Annotated in this window: 17 protein-coding genes and 1 pseudogene; 4 read left to right on the forward strand and 14 right to left on the reverse strand. The window is 50.4% G+C overall.

Going from position 1 to position 18,999, the window contains the following annotated elements; translation table 11 throughout:
• A pseudogene (locus tag HJV72_RS04520) lies at positions 1-412 on the forward strand (carbamoyl-phosphate synthase large subunit); the annotation flags it as partial.
• Positions 413-520: 108 nt separating this feature from the next.
• Here the strand turns inward: HJV72_RS04520 and HJV72_RS04525 are convergent.
• On the reverse strand, positions 521-1,348 hold the full coding sequence (locus HJV72_RS04525) for a MerR family transcriptional regulator (protein WP_208069070.1): 828 nt from the start codon (positions 1,346-1,348) through the stop codon (positions 521-523).
• A gap of 115 nt (positions 1,349-1,463) precedes the next feature.
• Between HJV72_RS04525 and HJV72_RS04530 the strand changes: the two genes are divergently transcribed.
• Positions 1,464-2,792, forward strand: coding sequence for an MATE family efflux transporter (locus tag HJV72_RS04530; RefSeq protein ID WP_208069071.1), 1,329 nt, complete (start codon positions 1,464-1,466; stop codon positions 2,790-2,792).
• Between the two features lie 6 nt (positions 2,793-2,798).
• Here the strand turns inward: HJV72_RS04530 and HJV72_RS04535 are convergent, their stop codons facing one another.
• The 9 genes from HJV72_RS04535 to HJV72_RS04575 form a co-directional block, all read right to left on the reverse strand.
• A complete protein-coding gene (locus HJV72_RS04535) occupies positions 2,799-4,124 on the reverse strand; it encodes an SPFH domain-containing protein (protein ID WP_208069072.1) in 1,326 nt (441 codons plus the stop codon).
• Positions 4,125-4,273: 149 nt separating this feature from the next.
• Positions 4,274-5,419: a sporulation integral membrane protein YtvI gene (gene ytvI, locus HJV72_RS04540; RefSeq protein WP_208069073.1), complete on the reverse strand. Its 1,146-nt coding sequence runs from the start codon at positions 5,417-5,419 to the stop codon at positions 4,274-4,276.
• Positions 5,420-5,422: 3 nt separating this feature from the next.
• Complete coding sequence (gene yihA / locus HJV72_RS04545) at positions 5,423-6,025, reverse strand: ribosome biogenesis GTP-binding protein YihA/YsxC (protein WP_208069074.1); 603 nt, start codon at positions 6,023-6,025, stop codon at positions 5,423-5,425.
• A gap of 28 nt (positions 6,026-6,053) precedes the next feature.
• Positions 6,054-8,387: an endopeptidase La gene (lon, locus tag HJV72_RS04550; protein WP_208069075.1), complete on the reverse strand. Its 2,334-nt coding sequence runs from the start codon at positions 8,385-8,387 to the stop codon at positions 6,054-6,056.
• A 111-nt stretch (positions 8,388-8,498) separates the two neighbouring features.
• A complete protein-coding gene (clpX, locus tag HJV72_RS04555; protein WP_066581601.1) occupies positions 8,499-9,758 on the reverse strand; it encodes an ATP-dependent Clp protease ATP-binding subunit ClpX in 1,260 nt (419 codons plus the stop codon).
• 34 nt (positions 9,759-9,792) lie between these two features.
• Complete coding sequence (gene clpP, locus HJV72_RS04560; RefSeq protein ID WP_049727434.1) at positions 9,793-10,374, reverse strand: ATP-dependent Clp endopeptidase proteolytic subunit ClpP; 582 nt, start codon at positions 10,372-10,374, stop codon at positions 9,793-9,795.
• Positions 10,375-10,405: 31 nt separating this feature from the next.
• Positions 10,406-11,692: a trigger factor gene (gene tig / locus HJV72_RS04565; RefSeq protein ID WP_208069076.1), complete on the reverse strand. Its 1,287-nt coding sequence runs from the start codon at positions 11,690-11,692 to the stop codon at positions 10,406-10,408.
• A 104-nt stretch (positions 11,693-11,796) separates the two neighbouring features.
• Complete coding sequence (locus tag HJV72_RS04570) at positions 11,797-12,498, reverse strand: hypothetical protein (protein ID WP_208069078.1); 702 nt, start codon at positions 12,496-12,498, stop codon at positions 11,797-11,799.
• Positions 12,491-13,039 (reverse strand): DJ-1 family glyoxalase III, encoded by a 549-nt coding sequence (locus HJV72_RS04575; RefSeq protein WP_066578421.1) that lies wholly within the window; start codon positions 13,037-13,039, stop codon positions 12,491-12,493. Before HJV72_RS04575 ends, HJV72_RS04570 begins: the two co-directional genes overlap by 8 nt.
• 152 nt (positions 13,040-13,191) lie before the next feature.
• On the opposite strand from HJV72_RS04575, the gene HJV72_RS04580 reads away from it, so the two are divergent.
• The gene (locus HJV72_RS04580) at positions 13,192-13,635 is read left to right on the forward strand and encodes a CYTH domain-containing protein (RefSeq protein ID WP_208069079.1); all 444 of its coding nucleotides are present in this window, start codon (positions 13,192-13,194) and stop codon (positions 13,633-13,635) included.
• A gap of 114 nt (positions 13,636-13,749) precedes the next feature.
• Positions 13,750-14,160, forward strand: coding sequence for a helix-turn-helix domain-containing protein (locus tag HJV72_RS04585; protein WP_208069081.1), 411 nt, complete (start codon positions 13,750-13,752; stop codon positions 14,158-14,160).
• Here HJV72_RS04585 and HJV72_RS04590 read toward each other — a convergent pair.
• The 4 genes from HJV72_RS04590 to prfB all read right to left on the reverse strand — a co-directional run bounded on the left by HJV72_RS04590 (position 14,157) and on the right by prfB (position 18,958).
• Positions 14,157-15,365, reverse strand: coding sequence for an aspartate kinase (locus tag HJV72_RS04590; RefSeq protein ID WP_208069082.1), 1,209 nt, complete (start codon positions 15,363-15,365; stop codon positions 14,157-14,159). The genes HJV72_RS04585 and HJV72_RS04590 overlap by 4 nt on opposite strands.
• Positions 15,366-15,387: 22 nt before the next feature.
• Positions 15,388-16,599, reverse strand: coding sequence for a cofactor-independent phosphoglycerate mutase (locus tag HJV72_RS04595; RefSeq protein ID WP_208069083.1), 1,212 nt, complete (start codon positions 16,597-16,599; stop codon positions 15,388-15,390).
• An 18-nt stretch (positions 16,600-16,617) separates the two neighbouring features.
• Positions 16,618-17,838, reverse strand: coding sequence for a homoserine dehydrogenase (locus tag HJV72_RS04600; RefSeq protein ID WP_208069084.1), 1,221 nt, complete (start codon positions 17,836-17,838; stop codon positions 16,618-16,620).
• A 12-nt stretch (positions 17,839-17,850) separates the two neighbouring features.
• A protein-coding gene (prfB, locus tag HJV72_RS04605; RefSeq protein WP_208069085.1) for a peptide chain release factor 2 occupies positions 17,851-18,958 on the reverse strand; the annotation gives its coding sequence in 2 pieces (ribosomal slippage) (positions 17,851-18,894 and positions 18,896-18,958; 1,107 coding nt in all).
• Positions 18,959-18,999 lie beyond the last annotated feature (41 nt).

Raw genomic sequence — 18,999 nt, forward strand, 5'->3', positions numbered from 1 at the left:
CGGCACGGTACTCATCTCCGTGAACCGTAAAGACAGAGCCGAAGTGGCAGAGATTGCAAGAAGCTTTGCAGAAGACGGATTCGATATCGTGGCGACAGGTACGACATGCGACCTCATCCGGGAGGCAGGCATCGAAGCCGAAAAAGTGAAAAAGCTGTACGAAGGGCGCCCGAATATCCTAGATATGATTACGAACGGCAAGATACAGCTTATCGTAAACTCACCAGTAGGCAAGGACAGCGTCCATGACGACAGCTATCTGCGGAAGGCTGCCATAAAAGCCAAGGTTCCATATATGACCACGATTGCCGCTGCAAGGGCCACCGCAAAAGGCATCCGCTATGTGAAAGAACACGGCAATGGAGAGGTCAAGCCGCTCCAGCAGCTGCACAGTGAAATAACGGAAGTATAGTGGCTCAGGATACGACAGGGAGCCGGGTGGGAGATGCTCCGATGCATCTCCCACCCGGCTCCCACTTTACTGATAAGGACAAATACAACTGCACTAAAGGTCATCTGCTTATGCTGAGCAGACCATGCAGATAATCTTCGTCAGGTAGTCCTCTTCCCGCTGCACGGTCAGTCCGTCGAGAAGATAATCTTCGTAAAAGTGCTCTGTAAGCTCTATCCTGTTGTCTTGTGCATACCGCACAAGCCTTCTGTACGCCATTCCGATATCCTGCCATCTCCCTTTATGGTAGGCTGTTACATAGTCACCTTCCGGGCGCACTTCGTATGCCACCTTTTTCGGCTTTGCCGAGAGCAGCTGGTACAGCGTCCGGTACTTGTCATACGTTCCTTCCATGATATCAGCCAGATTCTGCCGGAAGCTGATGCCGTACGGGCTTCTGATCCCATGCTCCTCGCAATAGTCGAGGAAATTCCCAATCTCTATGCTCCATCCCATCTCATCGCTGCTTTCGATTCCGGACAGTACCATGTACCTCTTCTCTTCATGCCGCACGCGGATTTCCTCCGGCGGCGCAGAGATTCCGCTTTGGATGCAGTCTGCCTTCTCCTTCATCCAGCGCTGCATCTGGCGGAGCTTCTGCATCCGTTCTTCGATGATAAGATTCTCCCGCTCGAACAGCTTCAGAAGGCTCTCCGGGGTCCTGCCATCCACATACTCCTTGATCTCCTGCAGGGGCATGTTCAGCTCTTTCAGCGAAGATATGATTTCAAATATATCGAGCTGAGAAAACGTGTAGTACCTGTATCCGTTGTCGAGCTTCACCTCCGGGCAGAGCAGCCCGATGGCGTCGTAGTGGAACAGCGTGTGCTTCGTCACTCCTGTCAGCCTTGCAAATTCTCCGGTCGTCAGATACCTTTCTTTCTTTATTATTGCCATATTTGTAATCTCCTCTTGACTATCGGGTTACCCTATACCTTATCATAGCAATTGTCGGGTAAAAACGCAACTTAGATAATTTAATGCAACACATTAATCAGGAAGGAGGATTCATATGTCGAATTCAATTGCAAAAGATTTCAAGTTTTTCTCACTGCTCCGCTTTGCGGCCCCCACTATCGTTATGATGGTGTTCATGTCCTTATATACGATCGTAGACGGTATCTTTATCTCCAGGCTGCTCGGAACGAACGCTCTGTCCTCCGCCAACATTGTATATCCGGTTCTGAACCTTGTCATAGCAGTCGGTGTCATGCTTGCTTCGGGGGGGAGTGCCATCATAGCCAGAAAGTTCGGTGAAAATAAAGCGGAAGAAGCCCGCGAAGACTTTTCACTGCTCATTATCGTCGGAGTTGCGGCAGGATTCATAATCATGGCTGCCGGCAACCTGTTCATAGAGCCAATAACAAGAATGCTTGGCGCGACAGATGTGCTGCTTGCGGACGCGGTCAGCTACCTCAGCGTGTCATTGTTCCTCGCGCCGGCCTGTATCCTGCAGCTGCTCTTCCAGACGTTCTTCGTGACCGCAGGAAAGCCGAATCTGGGGCTTCTGCTCACTATCGGAGGCGGATTGGCCAACATGATTCTGGACTATGTCTTCATGGGGCCGCTTCAGATGGGCATCGGCGGCGCCGCCCTGGCCACCGGTATCGGACAGCTCGTCCCTGCTGTATCGGGAATGGTTTACTTTTTCTTTGTAAAGGGTTCCCTGCACATTACGAAGCCAAAGCTCCGGGGCTCTGTCATCATCGAAAGCTGCCTGAACGGCTCTTCGGAGATGGTGACAAATATATCCGCCGCTGTCGTAACTTATCTGTTCAATATCATGATGCTTAAGTTCCTCGGCGAGCCAGGCGTAGCCGCAATCACGATCGTGCTGTACGGGCAGTTCCTGTTCAATGCGATGTATATGGGCTTCTCCATGGGTGTCGCCCCTGTAATCAGCTACAATTACGGTAGCGGCAATGAAAAGCTGCTGAAGCGGATATACAGAATATGTATCTCGTTCATCTGCATATCCGCCGTTATCATAACACTGTTCGCCCTGCTGTCCTCTCCGTATATCGTGGAAATCTTTACGCCGGCGGGAACGAAGACATACGAGATTGCACGAAGCGGATTCTTCCTCTTCTCATTCAACTATATCTTTGCCGGTATCAATATCTTCGCATCCGCGATGTTTACCGCATACTCCAACGGGAAGATATCGGCAGCCATCTCTTTCGTCCGCACCTTCGTGTTCATCGTGGCGAACATACTGCTGCTGCCGTACCTTATCGGCGTAAATGGCATCTGGCTGTCCGTACCCGCCGCCGAGTGCATGACTGTCTTCCTGTCCGTCTATTTCTTCTATAAGAAACGGAAAGACTACCGCTATATCTGACATAAGCTACTGTATGTCATTCTCGTCAAACCGGTCTCCACATTCGGGGCAGAACTTCGGCGGATTCTTCGGGTCCGCCGGCTCCCATCCACATTTGTCACAGCGGTAAAGGGGGACTCCTGCTGGCTTCTTTGCACCACATTCCGGACAGAACTTCCCTTTATTATCTCCGTGTCCACACGCACATGTCCAGCCGTCCGCATCTGGCGTGCTTTCCTGTGCGGGCGCTCCCTGGACAGTACCCGCCATGCCAGCGCTCTGGGCGGCCTGTGGAGCCTGGGCGGTCTGCGGAGCCTGGACATTCTGCGGTGCAGGAGCATTCTGCTGTCCCATCTGGTACAGTCCCTGGGTATTCATGCCGCCCATATTCTGGGCCATGCCCATTCCCATGAACGCCATGGCGGGGCCTGCGTTTTCGTTTCTTGCCGCCGCCTGCATCGCTGCTGCCTGGGCGCTTGCGAGCTGGGCCGCGGCCATTGTCGGGTCTTTGAATGCCGCATTCCTCTGGAGCTCCTTGATTATGGCCTCATCTTCCTCCGATGCCTTCAGGCTCGTGACACCAAAGGAAGCAACCTCTATTCCGCGCAGGTTCCTCCATTTTGCAGATAGGATATTATTGAGCGCATCCGCTATCTCCATCGTGTGCCCCGGAATCGCGCTGTAGCGGACCCCCTGTGCTGAGATCTGGGAAAAGGCCGGCTGCAGAGCGGTCAGCAGCTCGCTTTTCAGCTGGCTGTCCAGTTCATCTCTCAAATATTCGCCATCTACGTTCCCACACACATTTTTATAAAACAGCATCGGATTGACTATCCGGTAGGAATACTCCCCGCAGCAGCGGAGGGCAATATCCATATCCAGCCCCACATTGCTGTCGACGACGCGGAACGGTACCGGATTGGCCGTACCATACTTGTTGCCCATCACCTCTTTCGTGTTGAAGAAGTATACCCTCTGGTCTTTTCCTGTATCTCCACCGAATGTAAAACGCTTCTTCAGCGTTTCCCATGACTGTCCCAGGCCCTCTCCAAACCCGCCGTAAAATATCGTAGGCTCCGTAGAGCTGTCCCAGACGAATTCCCCCGGCTCCGCGGAAAATTCTACTACCTTGCCCTGCTCTACAATCATCATGCACTGACCGTCATTGACTGCAATGATTGATCCGTTCGTGATGACGTTCTCACTTCCTTTCTTGTTGCTGCTGCGTCTGGAACTGCGCTTTACCCCTTTCGCCGCAAGCACTTCCGCCTCCAGAGAATCACAGTAGAAATACTCTCTCCACTGGTCGGCCAGTACCCCGCCTAATGCTCCGATTCCTGCTTTTATCAATCCCATATCTTCTTATCCTCCTGTAATTAAAGTTTGCCTTTCTTCCTTCTTCTCCCAGCGTTATACACTTTCTCTTATTGCCTATTTTAACAGATTTAAAATGTATATGGAAGTCAAAAAAATAACTGGTAATTATTGTAAATTACCAGTTATGCCTATTCATTTCTCAGTCTCGTGACGCCTTCGAGAAGTATTTTCACATCATCCAGTATATAATCAAAAGCTCCCGCCTTAAAGAGATTGATGACAATCATCCCTATCGGCACCGCGAAGATCATGCCAAGCACGCTTCCCACTTTATAGCCTACGTAGAGCAGCACGAGCGTTACAAGTGGATTCAGGCCCATGCTGTCGCCGACGAGCTTCGGCTGGATGAGCTGGCGGACGAGCTGCGTTACCGCATAGAGCACCATCAGCGCGATTGCAAGCTTATAGTTGCCTACCATGAACTTATACAGCGCCCACGGTATCAGTGCGGTTCCTGTTCCAAAAAAGGGCAGGAAATCCAGAAATGCAATGAGCAGCGCAAGGAGAATCTGGAAATGCACTCCCATGAGCACGAATCCTATGAGGAGAAGCCCAAATACGACGACCATTATCTTCATCTGGGCCTTGAAATATCCGCCCACCGCATACTTCAGGTTATCGATCACCATGCTCATCCGGCGTACAACCGGATCCGGTGCTATTTTCTTGGACCATGCGATGACAGCATCCCTGTCTGCGATGAAAAAGTAGGCGGATATGACCGTGACGATAGTGGCTATGAGTACGGACGGTATCTTCTTTGCAAAATTGCCCGCAGCCGCGACGGTCGGCTCGCTGAATCTTCCAATCAGATTTCCCATCGTGCTGTCCAGATTGCTGACCATGGCGTGCCAGCCGTTCTGTATGCCTTTTGGCAGCACGGTGAATACGCCCTCCAGCGTCTTGCCGATATCACTGAGGCCGCTTTCCAGCTGCTGATACAAGTCAGGCATGTTCTGGATCAATGCCATGATTTCCCGCCAGAGTCTGCTTCCCGCAAAATATAGGAGAAACACGAGTCCGGCGAGGACGCCTATGATAATGATAGCAGAGCCGAGCTTCTTCACAATCTTCAGCCGCCGCTCCAGCCAGTTGACAACAGGGCTTGCGATATATGCGATAAACCAGCCTATGACAAAGGGCATGAAGAACACGAGCAGCCTGACGCCAAGGAACACGAACAGCGCTGTTCCAATCAGGCTGAATGCAAGGCTTACTATCACCTTCCAGTAAGGCCTCTCGTCATGGAGCTGTTCCTTAAAATCTGTCTTCATCTGCTATTCCACCTCTTGCTCGCCGATATATTCTGTCTCGACCAGTTCCCATATCTCATCTCTTCCCTGCTTCGTCATGGAAGAGAAGGGGATGACCTTCGTACCCGGAAGAAGCTTAAGCCCGGTCCTCAGCATCTTGATATGCTTCTCTATCTGGCTGCGCTTGATCTTATCCAGTTTCGTGGCGATGATAATCGGCTCATACCCCTGTCCTACGATCCAGTCGTACATCATCTTGTCATTGGCGGACGGCTCATGGCGGATATCGATGAGCAGGAATATCGCCTTCAGCTGCCTGGAACTGTGGAGGTATCGCTCAACAAGCTGCCCCCACTTGATCTTCTCCTTCTCGGACACTTTCGCATATCCGTAGCCGGGAAGGTCGACCAGATACAGCTCGTCATTGATGTTATAATAATTGATCGTCTGTGTCTTTCCCGGCGTAGCCGATATCCTTGCATAGGATTTCCGGTTCATCAGCGCATTGATGAGCGATGATTTCCCTACGTTCGACTTCCCTGAAAAAGCGATTTCAGGATGCGCGTTATCCGGCAGTACGCTCGTAATCCCGCATACAGTCTCTAAATTTACATTTTTAACAATCATATCTATTCCTCTTTACTGTCATCGGCTGCTACACCAACGCTATTTTCAATACTTCATTCATATGGGATACCGGCAGTATCTCAAGGCCTTTCGTAATCTCTGAAGAGATGTCTTCCAAATCCACCTGGTTCTCCTGCGGGATGATTACCGTACGGATGCCGGCGTTCTTGGCTGCCAGCAGCTTTTCCTTCAGCCCGCCGATCGGCAGCACGCGGCCCCGGAGCGTAATCTCTCCCGTCATGGCGGCGTCCGCTCTTACCTTTCGCGCCGTCACCGCAGATATCATAGCCGTCGCCATGGTAATACCGGCTGACGGGCCGTCTTTCGGAACTGCTCCTTCCGGAATGTGGATATGTATGTCATGCTCTTTAAAGAAAGACTCTCCTATGTCGTACTCGCCGCTGACGGAACGGATATAGCTGATGCCGGTCCTTGCGGACTCTTTCATTACATCACCAAGCTGCCCGGTAAGCAGTATCTCGCCTTCTCCCGGCATGATATTCACCTCTATCTGGAGCGTGTCGCCGCCGACGCTCGTCCACGCCAGGCCCCGCACGATACCGACTTCATCTGACGCATTCGCCATCTGGTATGTGTACAGTTCTTTTCCAAGATAAAGATGAAGGTTCCTCTCTGTGATATGGACTGCCTTCTTCTTTGTCTCGAGGATTTCTCTGGCCGCTTTCCGGCATATCTCGCCGAGCTTACGTTCCAGCTGCCGTACTCCTGCCTCTTTCGTATAGTTTCTCGCCATCTTCCAGATTGCCCTCTTGCTTACGGTGAGCTGCTCCGGTTTTAATCCGTGCCGTTTCAGCTGCTTTGGCAGAAGATGCTCCATAGCGATATGCATTTTCTCATTCTCCGTGTAACTGCTCACTTCGATGACTTCCATACGGTCCAGAAGCGGCCTCGGTATCGTCTGGAGCGTATTCGCAGTCGTCACGAACAGCACTTCTGACAAGTCCACCGGCACTTCGATATAATGGTCCCGGAACTTCGCATTCTGTTCACTGTCCAGCACTTCCAGCAGGGCGGAGAATGTATCTCCTTTGTAATCATTGCTCACTTTGTCTATCTCGTCAAGCAGCATGAGCGGATTCTTGACACCCGCAGACTTGAGCCCGGTGGCGATTCTTCCCGGCATGGCGCCCACGTATGTCCTCCTGTGCCCCCGTATCTCTGCCTCGTCGCGCACCCCGCCGAGGGAGATTCTCACGTACGGTTTCTTCAACGCCCTGGCAAGCGATTTCGCTATGGACGTCTTGCCGGTGCCCGGGGGGCCTACAAGGCATAGTATCGGCGTGTCGCCCTTTTTCGTCAGCGCACGCACGGCGAGAAATTCCAGCACTCTTTCCTTTACCTTCTCCAGACCGTAGTGGTCCTCATCCAGCACTTCCTTCGCATACGCGATGTCCTTGTGATCCTTGCATACTTTATCCCACGGCATCTCGAGAAGCGTCTCGATATATGTGCGGACGACGCCTGTCTCAGCAGGATTGCCCATCGTATTCTTGAACCGCTTGATTTCCTTGTTCAGCTTTTCCTTCACTTCACCGGGTGCCTTCAGCTTATCTGCCGCCTCCTGGAACTCGTCCGCGTCAGACATCGTATTGTCATCGCCGAGCTCCTCGCGGATGAGCTTCATCTCCTCCCGCAGTATATACTCCCTCTGGTTTTTATCTACCCGCTCTTTTACCTTCGTCTGAATCTCTTCTTTGATATTGAAAATCTGAATCTCGCTGACGAGCCTGCTAACGACTTTGTCATAGCGTTTCAGCACATCCGGCTCTTCCAGCAGTTCCTGGGCATGCTCCCACGAAAGCGGCATATTGGCGGCGACTTCATCTACGAGCATACGCAAGTCTTTGATTCCCTCCATCTGAAGCGCCAGGTCCTTGGAGAGCTTCGGGTTGCGCGGAAGATACTCCCGGAACAGATCTTTAAGCCCCCGCAGCATCGCCTCCATATTGAGGGGATTCTCCTCTGCGCCTACCGCTTCCGCCGAGTTATCGATATCTTCCACTGCAACAACATTTGCACGCAGATACGGATCATCATATTCCATACAGTCCATCTTGGCACGCGTTTCCCCCGTCACCAGAATCCTGCTAATCTTCTTCGGTAATTTTACAATCTGTTTGATCGATGCGATGCAGCCAACAGTGCAGATATCATCCATACCCGGATTCTCTTTTTCAATATCTTTCTGAGCTGTCAGAAAAATCTTCTGATTTTCCTGCATCGCTTGTTCAATTGCTTCAATTGACTTCTCCCTGCTGACGTCGAAATGAGTAACCATTCCGGGCAAAACAACCATACCGCGCAGGGCAACCATCGGTAAACTATTCACTTCATTTGTCATACAATTTCTCCTATTTTGAAAGGGGTCAGACCCCTATGCTACATAGGGGTCTGACCCCTTTGACAATTTAAAACAAGCGGGCACAAAACTGATTCTGCACCCGCCTTTTTATTAAGCACTTTCCGATCTGACGGCAGTGTGTTCACACTCCGGCTCTCCGGTTCCTTTTACAACTTCTTTTGTGATTCGGCATGTCTTCAATGTCTCGTCTGACGGAGCGCGGTACATGATATCCATCATGACATTCTCCATAATCGCTCGCAGCCCTCTGGCCCCTGTCTTGCGCTTCAGCGATGTCTCTGCAATCTCTTCCAGTGCCTCTTCGTCAAAGATGAGATCCACGCCGTCCAGCTCGAGCAGCTTCTGGTACTGCTTGGCTATCGCGCTTCTCGGCTCTGTGAGGATGCGCATGAGCGCCTCCTTGTCAAGCATCTGGAGCGCGACCGTCACCGGCACACGTCCGACAAGCTCGGGAATGATTCCATATTTCACAAGATCCTGCGGCAGTACCTGGTTCAGCAGACGGTCCACATCATTTTCATGCTTCTCCGTTATATCTGCGTTAAATCCTATCGCTTTCTTGTCTATCCTGTTCTCGACTATCTTTTCAATCCCTTCAAACGCGCCTCCGCATATGAAAAGGATGTTCGTCGTGTCGATCTGTATGAGCTCCTGATGCGGATGCTTCCTTCCCCCCTGAGGCGGCACATTGGCAACCGTTCCTTCGATAATCTTAAGCAGCGCCTGCTGTACGCCTTCACCGGATACATCTCTTGTGATGGAAGGGTTCTCGGACTTTCTCGTAATCTTATCAATCTCATCGATATAGATGATGCCGTATTCTGCCCGCTCGACGTCTCCGTCGGCAGCCTGGATAATCTTCAGAAGAATGTTCTCCACATCTTCTCCCACATAGCCCGCCTCTGTGAGCGCAGTCGCATCAGCGATGGCAAACGGCACATTCAATATCTTGGCAAGCGTCTGGGCAAGCAGCGTCTTGCCACACCCCGTCGGCCCCAGCATGAGGATATTGCTCTTATTGAGCTCCACCCCAAGGTCTTTCTGCGCCATAATCCTCTTATAGTGGTTGTAGACGGCTACTGACAATACCTTTTTCGCCTCATCCTGACCGATGACATACTCATCGAGGAACTCCTTGATCTCTTCCGGTTTCAGAAGATTGATATCGGCAAATGGATTCCAGTGCCTCCTGTCATCATATTCAAATTCTTCTTCAATAATCTCTGCACATACATCGATACACTCATCACAGATATAAGCTCCGTTCGGACCTGCAATCAGCTTGCGGACCTGTGACTGTGTCTTATTGCAAAACGAGCATCTTACCTGATCGTCGTTCTTTCCTGCCATGCTTTCACCTCTCTGGGACATTCCGCGCTATTCCTTAACGGTTCTTGATGACTTCATCAATGAGCCCGTAGGCCTTCGCTTCCTCCGCAGACATGAAATTATCACGCTCTGTATCGATGCGGATAACATCCAGCGGCTGTCCCGTATTCTCCGCCAGAATCTGGTTCAGTCTCTGACGGGTTTTTAAAATATGTTCCGCTGCAATCTGAATCTCAGTTGCCTGTCCCTGTGCCCCGCCTGACGGCTGGTGGATCATAATCTCTGCGTTTGGCAGAGCCAGCCGTTTTCCTTTGGTCCCTCCTGCAAGGAGGAAGGAACCCATGCTTGCGGCCATGCCGATACAGATCGTCTCTATGTCAGACTTGATATACTGCATCGTGTCATAAATGGCCAGACCTGCTGACACGGAACCTCCCGGGCTGTTGATATACAGATGGATATCCTTTTCCGGGTCTTCTGCTTCCAGGAATAATAACTGGGCCACTACCACGCTTGCGGATACGTCCGTTACCTCTTCCCCTAAAAATATAATCCTGTCTTTTAATAATCTTGAATAGATGTCGTAGGAGCGTTCTCCGCGGCTGGTCTGTTCAATGACATAAGGTACTAAACTCATGTATTCGTCTCCTCCTGACTATGTGATATGACTATTTCTCTACAGCACTATCCAAGAGGAATGTCACTGCTTCCTGTACAGCCATATCTTCCTTCATCTGATTCTTTTCATTTTCGCCCATAAATTCTTTCAACTTATCGACTTCCATCTTATATGACTCGGCCATCTTAACAAGCTCTTCGTCAATCTTCTCATCGCTGATCTCGATGTTCTCAGCTTTGGCTATCGCTTCCAGAACGAGACGGGTCTCGATACGTTTGATTGCCTGAGGTCTCAGTTCCTCCAGCATCTTCTCTGCGGTCATGCCTGTAAACTGGAAATACTGCTCCATAGATAATCCCTGTGACTGGATTCTCTGTGCAAAATCATCTGCCATCTGTCTTACCTGCGTCTCGATCATAGCCTTCGGGATTTCCATCTCGGCATTCTTGACTGCCTGCTCGACTACCTGATCTTCCTTCTTCGTCTTGCCTTCTGCAGCTTTCTCATCTTTGATTTTTGCCTTGACGTCAGCTTTATATTCTTCTAATGTGTCAAATTCGGACACTTCCGCTGCAAATTCATCGTCAATCTCCGGGAGTTCTTTTGCCTTGATCTCATGCACCGTACACTTGAATACAGCTTCTTTCCCCTTCAGGTCTTCCGCATGATAGTCCTCCGGGAACGTCACATTGACCTCTATCTCTTTGCCTGCCTCTGCACCTACAAGCTGCTCCTCAAATCCGGGAATGAAAGAGTTGGAGCCGATGGTCAGCGGGTAATTCTCGCCTTTGCCGCCTTCAAACGCAACGCCGTCTACAAATCCTTCAAAGTCGAGGATAACCTCATCCCCATCCTGTACCGGACGGTCTTCCACTGCAACGGTTCTTGCATTCTTCTCCGCCTCTTCCTGAATCTTGGCATCTACTTCCTTCTGGGTCACACGTGTGGAAACCTTGTCTACTTCCAGCCCCTTATACTCTCCGAGCTTAACTTCCGGCTTTGTAGCCACATCTGCCGTAAAGATAAAAGGCTTGCCCTTCTCAATCTGGACGACATTGATGTCCGGCTGGGACACGATGTTCAGCTCACATTCTTCATATGCATCGGAATATGCTTTTGGAATCAGCTCGTTCGCCGCATCATCGTAAAATATCTCTGCACCGTACATCTTCTCGATCATCTGACGCGGAACTTTCCCCTTGCGGAATCCTGGCATATTGATTTTGTTCTTCTGCTTCATATATGCACTTTGAAGCGCTTTCTCTAAATCATCGGCAGGAACTTCGATGGTAAGTTTTGCCATGTTTTTTTCTAACTTTTCTACCTGTAGACTCATTTTTACTATTTCCTCCTGTTTCTGTCCCGCCTTTCAACCGCCGGAAAGATGGGCATGCTACATTACATTCACTAAAGAAGTATAACACAAACCTCCCTAAATATCTAGCCTTGAATTTCATCTAGCCTAAGTATTTTTATGACAAGGTTGTCCATATCATCTCCGTCAATGGAATACTCATTTCTCTTATCTGCTTTTACCTTTACTATGACAGTTTTGGCGTCCTGGAATTCCATCTCGGAAGACGCTACATCCAGCAGTTCATAAGCGTGGTTGATGATGTCGCTCAGTATCTGCTGCTGAACCTCTTCATCCGTTCCCTTGTACACCCCGTCCTTCACATCCTGGGCAATCTTTAATGAATCCTCGGTCAGAAGCTGCTGGAATCGGATAAATACGTCTGACGGCCGGATTTCCACCGGAACTTCATACTCCTTCTTGCCAGTCTTGTCCGCCTCGCCTACGCTGTAACGCATCACCGAAAATATCTTCGACACGAGCTCCGCGAACTGGCTTGTCTTCAAATCGCCCATGTCAATCTCGTTCGTGATGTTGTTGGCAACAAATGTATCTATAAATTCCTTGTACTGCGCTTTCAAAGACTCCGCTGTGGAGCCGTCTATCATCTCCAGGGCCTTTTCCGTCTGTCCCTGGAAATTCAGGTCCAGCACGCCCTTCACATATCCGGACGCGTCAAAGTCACGCCCGCACCCGGTACTGCCGGCTGCCAGCATGATACAGAGCAAGACGAGCAGCAGAGGTTTCAGACTTCTCTTCATATTATAATCCTCTGCAATCTTATTCATAGACGATAGACTCTGCAATCTCTTTGGCCTTCTCTTTGCCCATTAGCTGTTCGATAATCTTAAGTGCGAAATCTATAGCTGTTCCTGCCCCGCGTCCGGTAATGATATTGCCGTCCACCGTAACAGGAGCCCCTGTAAGGACTGCTCCCTGAATCTTCGTCTCCATCGTCGGGTAGCACGTCACCCGCTTGCCTTTGAGCAGTCCGAGGTTGCCGAGTATGGTCGGCGCGGCGCAGATGGCGGCCACGGTCTTGCCCTCCTCGATAAAGTCCTTTACGACCCGGCGCACTCCATTGTGCTCCTCCAGGTTCCGGGTTCCCGGCATTCCGCCCGGAAGCACGATCATGTCGAACTCCACAAAGTTCACCTCGTCAAACAAATCTTCCGTCTGGACATTGATTCCGTGCGCCCCGTGTACGATATATTCATCCGTAACAGATACCGTATCCACATATATCTTTGCCCGCCTGAGCAGGTCTACGACTGTAAGTGCCTCAATCTCTTCAAACCCGTCTGCCAATATAACGCTTACTCTCTTCATCAAATTCCTCCTTACTGATTTTGAAAACCCCTGCACGGCCTTTTAAAGCCATTATGAATAAATATTAACAAACAACGTGTAAAAAAGCAAATACGTTTACATTTTCCTGAAACTATATTATCATAACTATTAAAATGAAGGTGGTGCAATATATGGAAATAGAACGTAAATTCTTAGTAGATGAACTCCCCGGCGATCTGACCGGATTCCCATGCCGTATCATTGAACAGGGCTATCTGAATACAGACCCTGTCGTACGTATCCGGCGTGACAACGACAAGTTCGAGCTGACGTACAAATCAAAAGGCCTGATGGTCAGGGAGGAATATAACCTTCCCCTCACAAAAGACGCATATGAACATCTGCTTAAGAAGATTGACGGACGTCTCATACAGAAAAGGCGTTATATGATACCGTATACAGATTCTCTCACCATTGAACTGGATATTTTTGAAGGCCGCCTTGCTCCGCTCATGCTCGCAGAAGTAGAATTCCCGGACGAAGACGCCGCCGCATCTTTTGCCCCTCCAAAATGGTTTGGGGACGATGTCACCTTTTCCGGAAGATACCACAACAGCACGCTGAGCAGGCTGTAGAACCTGCAACTTACCGTTGCTTTACATCACAGGGCAACATTTCGATGCATAGATATCTATTTATTGGACAAATTGCTATACTAACAAGTAAAGTTACTTGGGAGGTTAGCTGTCATGCCAAACATTCAACTGGCCAATAATTTACGGTATCTGAGGAAACAAAAGAATCTGACTCAGAAGGATCTGAGCGAGATGCTGAACATATCCAGACAGGCGTACTCGAACTATGAGACGAGCAAGCGTACCCCTGACCTGGATTCTCTTCTGTATCTGGCTGGATTTTATAATGTCAATCTGGACGGCCTCGTACTCGGCTGCCTTCCTTCTCCTGACCTGACTGCGGCTGCCGGTTCGATTGCCGAACAGAAGATTCCTTATACGCTTTCTATAGATAAAAATACCGGTAATTCTATTTATCTCACTGAGGAAGAATTGGATATCATCACGAAGCTCCGCACACTTTCCAGAGAACACAAACAGATAATTACCGGTTTTATTAATGACAACGTTAAATCCGGCGCCTAATCATTCACCGCGAATCCGTCATGCACCGCTACCATGGCCTGATCGATATCTTTCTCGTCCACAAGCACCGTAATCCTTATCTCAGATGTTGAAATCATATTGATATTGATTCTGGAGTTGTAGAGCGATTCGAACATCTTTGCCGCAACCCCCGGATTGCTCATCATTCCCGCACCTACGATCGATAGCTTTGCAACTTCTTCTTCCCATGTAATCTGCTGTATCGTAAGCCTGTCTTTATTCTCTTCCAGCACTTTGATCGCATTTTCCAGATCGTTGTCTGCGACTGTAAATGAAATATCTTTCGTCCCCTCACGTCCTACAGACTGCAGTATGATATCTACATTGATATTGTTCTTAGCCAGCGTATCAAAGATATTGAATGCGATACCCGGCTTATCCTGCACCCCGATTACGGAGATTCTTGCTGTATTCTTATCGGCAGCTACGCCTGTCACTAACATTTTTTCCATATGTGAAGCCTCCTTGACTACAGTTCCCTCTGAACGGTTCAGACTGGACCTTACTACTAATTCTACATTATATTTCTTTGCCATTTCCACAGACCTGTTGTGAAGCACCTTTGCCCCGAGGCTGGCCAGCTCAAGCATCTCGTCGTACGTCACGACATCCAGCTTCCTGGCATTTTTGACAACCCTCGGATCGGCGGTGTACACGCCGTCCACATCTGTATATATCTCACACTTATCCGCATGAAGGACAGCGGCCAGCGCTACTGCGGTCGTATCCGAACCTCCCCTTCCAAGCGTCGTGATATCATCATACTTGTTCACTCCCTGGAAACCGGTCACAATCACTATCTTTCTCGAATCCAGCTCATGGAGAATACGCTCCGTATCTACACGTTTGAAACGGGCATTGCCATATCTCGACGTAGAGTGCATCATCACCTGGAAAGCGTTGAGCGATACCGCCGGAACATCCAGCGCCTGCATCGCCATCGCCATCAGCGACACCGACACCTGCTCGCCTGTCGTGAGCAGCATATCCATCTCCCTTTGCTTGGCATTTGGATTGATGCTTTCTGCCATCTCGATCAGATTGTCTGTCGTGTCTCCCATAGCCGAGAGAACGACGACGACATCGTTTCCTGCTTTGTAATCTTCAATACAGCGCTGCGCCACATTAAATATTCTTTCTTTGTTGGCAACAGAACTGCCGCCGAATTTCTTAACAACTAACATATATTCCTCCCGCATTCCTCTTCTATGACTGTGCTCCGTCAAGCAGATGCCCAATCAATCTGTAACCGTCCGGCCAGTATATCCCTGTCCCGGAAGCCGTCTTCTCGTCAAATGCATCCGTACCTTCCGCAGGCGCGGTGCTGTCGTACAGAAGATATGGGACCGGATCCCCCGTGTGGGTGCGGACCTCTATCGGGGTAGGGTGGTCAGGAAGCACAAGTATCCGGTAATCCGCACCGGCGCGTTCCATGCCTTCTGCAATCTTCCCGGCAACGAGTCCATCTACCCTCTCTATCGCTGTGATTTTATCTTTTACGATGCCCTGGTGCCCCATTTCGTCCGGAGCCTCTACATGGATATAGGCAAAATCATATCCGCCATTCATCAGTGCGTCTACCGCTGCCATGGCCTTTCCGGTATAATTCGTATTCAGCCCGCCGTCCGCCCCTTCTACCTCTATACAGTCCATCCCGGCTCCGACCGCGATACCCTTAAGCAGGTCAACAGCAGATATCATGACTCCCCTAAGTCCCGTCATCTCTTCAAAGGACTTGAGGGCCGGGCGTTTCCCTGCCCCCCAGAACCATGCGGAGTTGGCAGGGCGGAGCCCCTTCCTTCTGCGTTCCACGTTGATTGGATGATTCTCAAGTATTTCATAGCTCTTAGCCATCATTTCCCGAAGGACCGCATCATCCGGCAGATATGCACCAATCTTCTTCGTCAGGATATCATGGGGAGGCGTCAGATCCACAACCGCCCCCTGCTTCCAAATGAGCAGATGGCGGTAGCTCGTACCTGTGTAAAAACGGTACCCCTCTCTCTCCAGTCCTTCTTGCAGGGCCTCCAGAAGTACCGCTGCATCCTGGGTGCTGATTTCACCAGAACTGTGGTCGATAATCGTCCGTTCCTCATATGCGCAGTCCTCCTCGGACAGCGTCACGATATTACAACGGAAAGACACGTCTGTATCCTCCATATCCACGCCGATGCTGAGCGCCTCCAGCGGAGACCGTCCTGTATAGTATATCTTCGGATCATATCCCATCACGGCAAGATTGGCTGTGTCGCTGCCCGGCGCCATACCTTCCGGCACCATGGATACCATGCCTACTTCCGCCTTCCGTGCAAGCCGGTCCATGACCGGCGTACGCGCGGCGGCAAGTGTCGTCTTTCCTCCCAGTTCTTTAAGCGGACGGCCTGCCATGCCGTCACTCAATACGATTATGTATTTCATGCTACCTCCCTGTCCGCCCTATTCTTGAATACGTATCATATGCAATATCTCATCTTTATATATCCTTGCCCTCGTATCATAATCGCCTTCCATCATGACAGGGGTGATAAATCCAAATTCACCGTCCAGTCCGTCTGCATGAATAATCTCTATATCACCGAAGGAATCTTTGAGGTCATCCAGCATATCCCGGGCGTCTCCCTTCATGCGGATGAAGAAGCGCCGTTTGGCGTCCGCCTTGTCTTCGAGCTTAAGCTTATCCTGCTTCCACATCGTCATGATATTGCGGTTCAGATGCTTTGCAGCGTCCACCACATCAGCCACCACAGCGCTGGCGGTGGGAAGCTTGCCTGCACCGCTGCCGTAAAACATCGCATCACCGAGCACGTTGCCGTGCACGAAGATGGCATTGAAGACGCCGTTCACGTTGTAGAGCGGATGTCCCGGATAGAGCATGCACGGAGCCACGATTGCGTGCAGACGGTTGCCGCGCCGTTTGCTGGACGCCAGAAGTTTGATGGTCGTCCCCATCGCCTTGGCATACTTCATATCTTCTGCCGTAATCTCCGTGATGCCTTCACAGTAGATATCTTCAAAGTCAACCTGCTGCCCTGAGATAAGCGATGACAGGATTGCTATCTTCCTGCACGCGTCATAGCCTTCCACGTCCGCCTCCGGGTTGCGCTCCGCGAACCCGTTCTCCTGTGCTTCCTTCAGCACTTCATCGTAGTCCGCCCCCTCATAGAACATCTTTGTCATCATATAGTTGGTCGTGCCGTTGAGGATGCCTGTTATCTCCTCAATCTCATCCGCCGTCAGCGAAGAGTTCAGAGGACGGATAATCGGAATGCCTCCTCCCACGCTCGCTTCGAACAGGAAGTTGATGCCCTGGTCCTTCGCGATGGACAGAAGCTCCGCGCCGTGCTTAGCAACAAGCGCCTTATTGGACGTGGCAACGCTCTTTCCTGCCTGAAGGCACCGCTTTACAAAGGTGTATGCAGGCTCGATCCCTCCCATGACCTCCACGACGATCTTGATGTCATCATCATTGACAATGGCCTCGAAATCATGGACAATCTTATCCTGCACCGGGTCGCCCGGAAACTCCTTCAGATCCAGCACATACTTTATATTCAGCTCATCGCCGATTCTCTGGCTGATGCGGGCGCCGTTCGTATTGACGACTTCCACGACACCGGAACCGACGGTTCCATAACCCATAACTGCTATATCTACCATATATTCCTCCCTTTAGCTGCCGGACGACTGCTTCAGATATGCGTTGATAAACATATCGATGCTTCCGTCCAGCACTGCCGTAACATTACTGCATTCCTCACTGGTACGGTGATCCTTCACCAGAGTGTATGGCTGCATGACATAAGAACGTATCTGGTTACCGAAGCCGATCTCCTTTACCTCTCCCCTTATGTCTGACACCTTTTCCGCCTGTTCCTGTTCCTTCAGAAGCTGCAGCTTGACTTTCAGCATCTGCATCGCCTTCTCCTTGTTAAAATGCTGGGAACGCTCATTCTGACACTGGACGACGATACCTGTCGGCAGATGGGTGATGCGGATGGCGGAGGACGTCTTGTTGACATGCTGTCCACCTGCACCGCTGGCCCTGTATGTGTCTATCTTAAGCTCCTCGTCCGCAATCTCGATGTCAATCTCATCCTCGATGTCCGGAACCACATCACAAGAAGCAAAGGAAGTCTGCCGCTTGCCGGCCGCATTGAACGGTGAGATACGAACGAGCCGGTGTACCCCCTTTTCAGACTTCAGGTATCCGTAAGCATTCTCGCCCCTGACCTCGAATGTGACCGTCTTGATGCCTGTGATATCGCCGTCCAGATAGTCAAGCACTTCCACCGCATAACCTTTGCGCTCTGCATAACGGCTGTACATGCGGTATAACATGCCCGCCCAGTCGCACGACTCCGTTCCTCCGGCACCGGCATGAATCGTCACAATCGCGTTGCACGCATCGTACTCTCCGGAAAGGAGGGTTCTGATCCGCAGCTCCTCGAACAGCTCTTCAAAATTATGAATCTCCGTTTCCATCTCTTTTACTGCAGAGGCGTCGTTTTCCTCGTAAGACATCTCGATGAGCAGATTGATATCCTCATATCCGTCATACAATGCATGGATTGTCTTCACGAGCTCCTGCAGGTCTTTGAGCTCCTTCATCACCTGCTGCGATTCTTCCGGTCTGTCCCAGAAGCCCGGCTCTTCTATCTTCCTCTCCAGCTCTTCTATCCGTTTCTCTTTGCCAGAGACGTCAAAGTGAATCCCTCATCTCGGCAAGAGGTTCTTCATAAGCATTCATAATACTTTTAAATGCATCTAATTCAACCACGCTGTCACCTCTTTCTATATATAATCTCTTATTACTAATCT

It is taken from the genome of Extibacter sp. GGCC_0201, from assembly GCF_017566055.1.
Taxonomy (GTDB): domain Bacteria; phylum Bacillota; class Clostridia; order Lachnospirales; family Lachnospiraceae; genus Extibacter.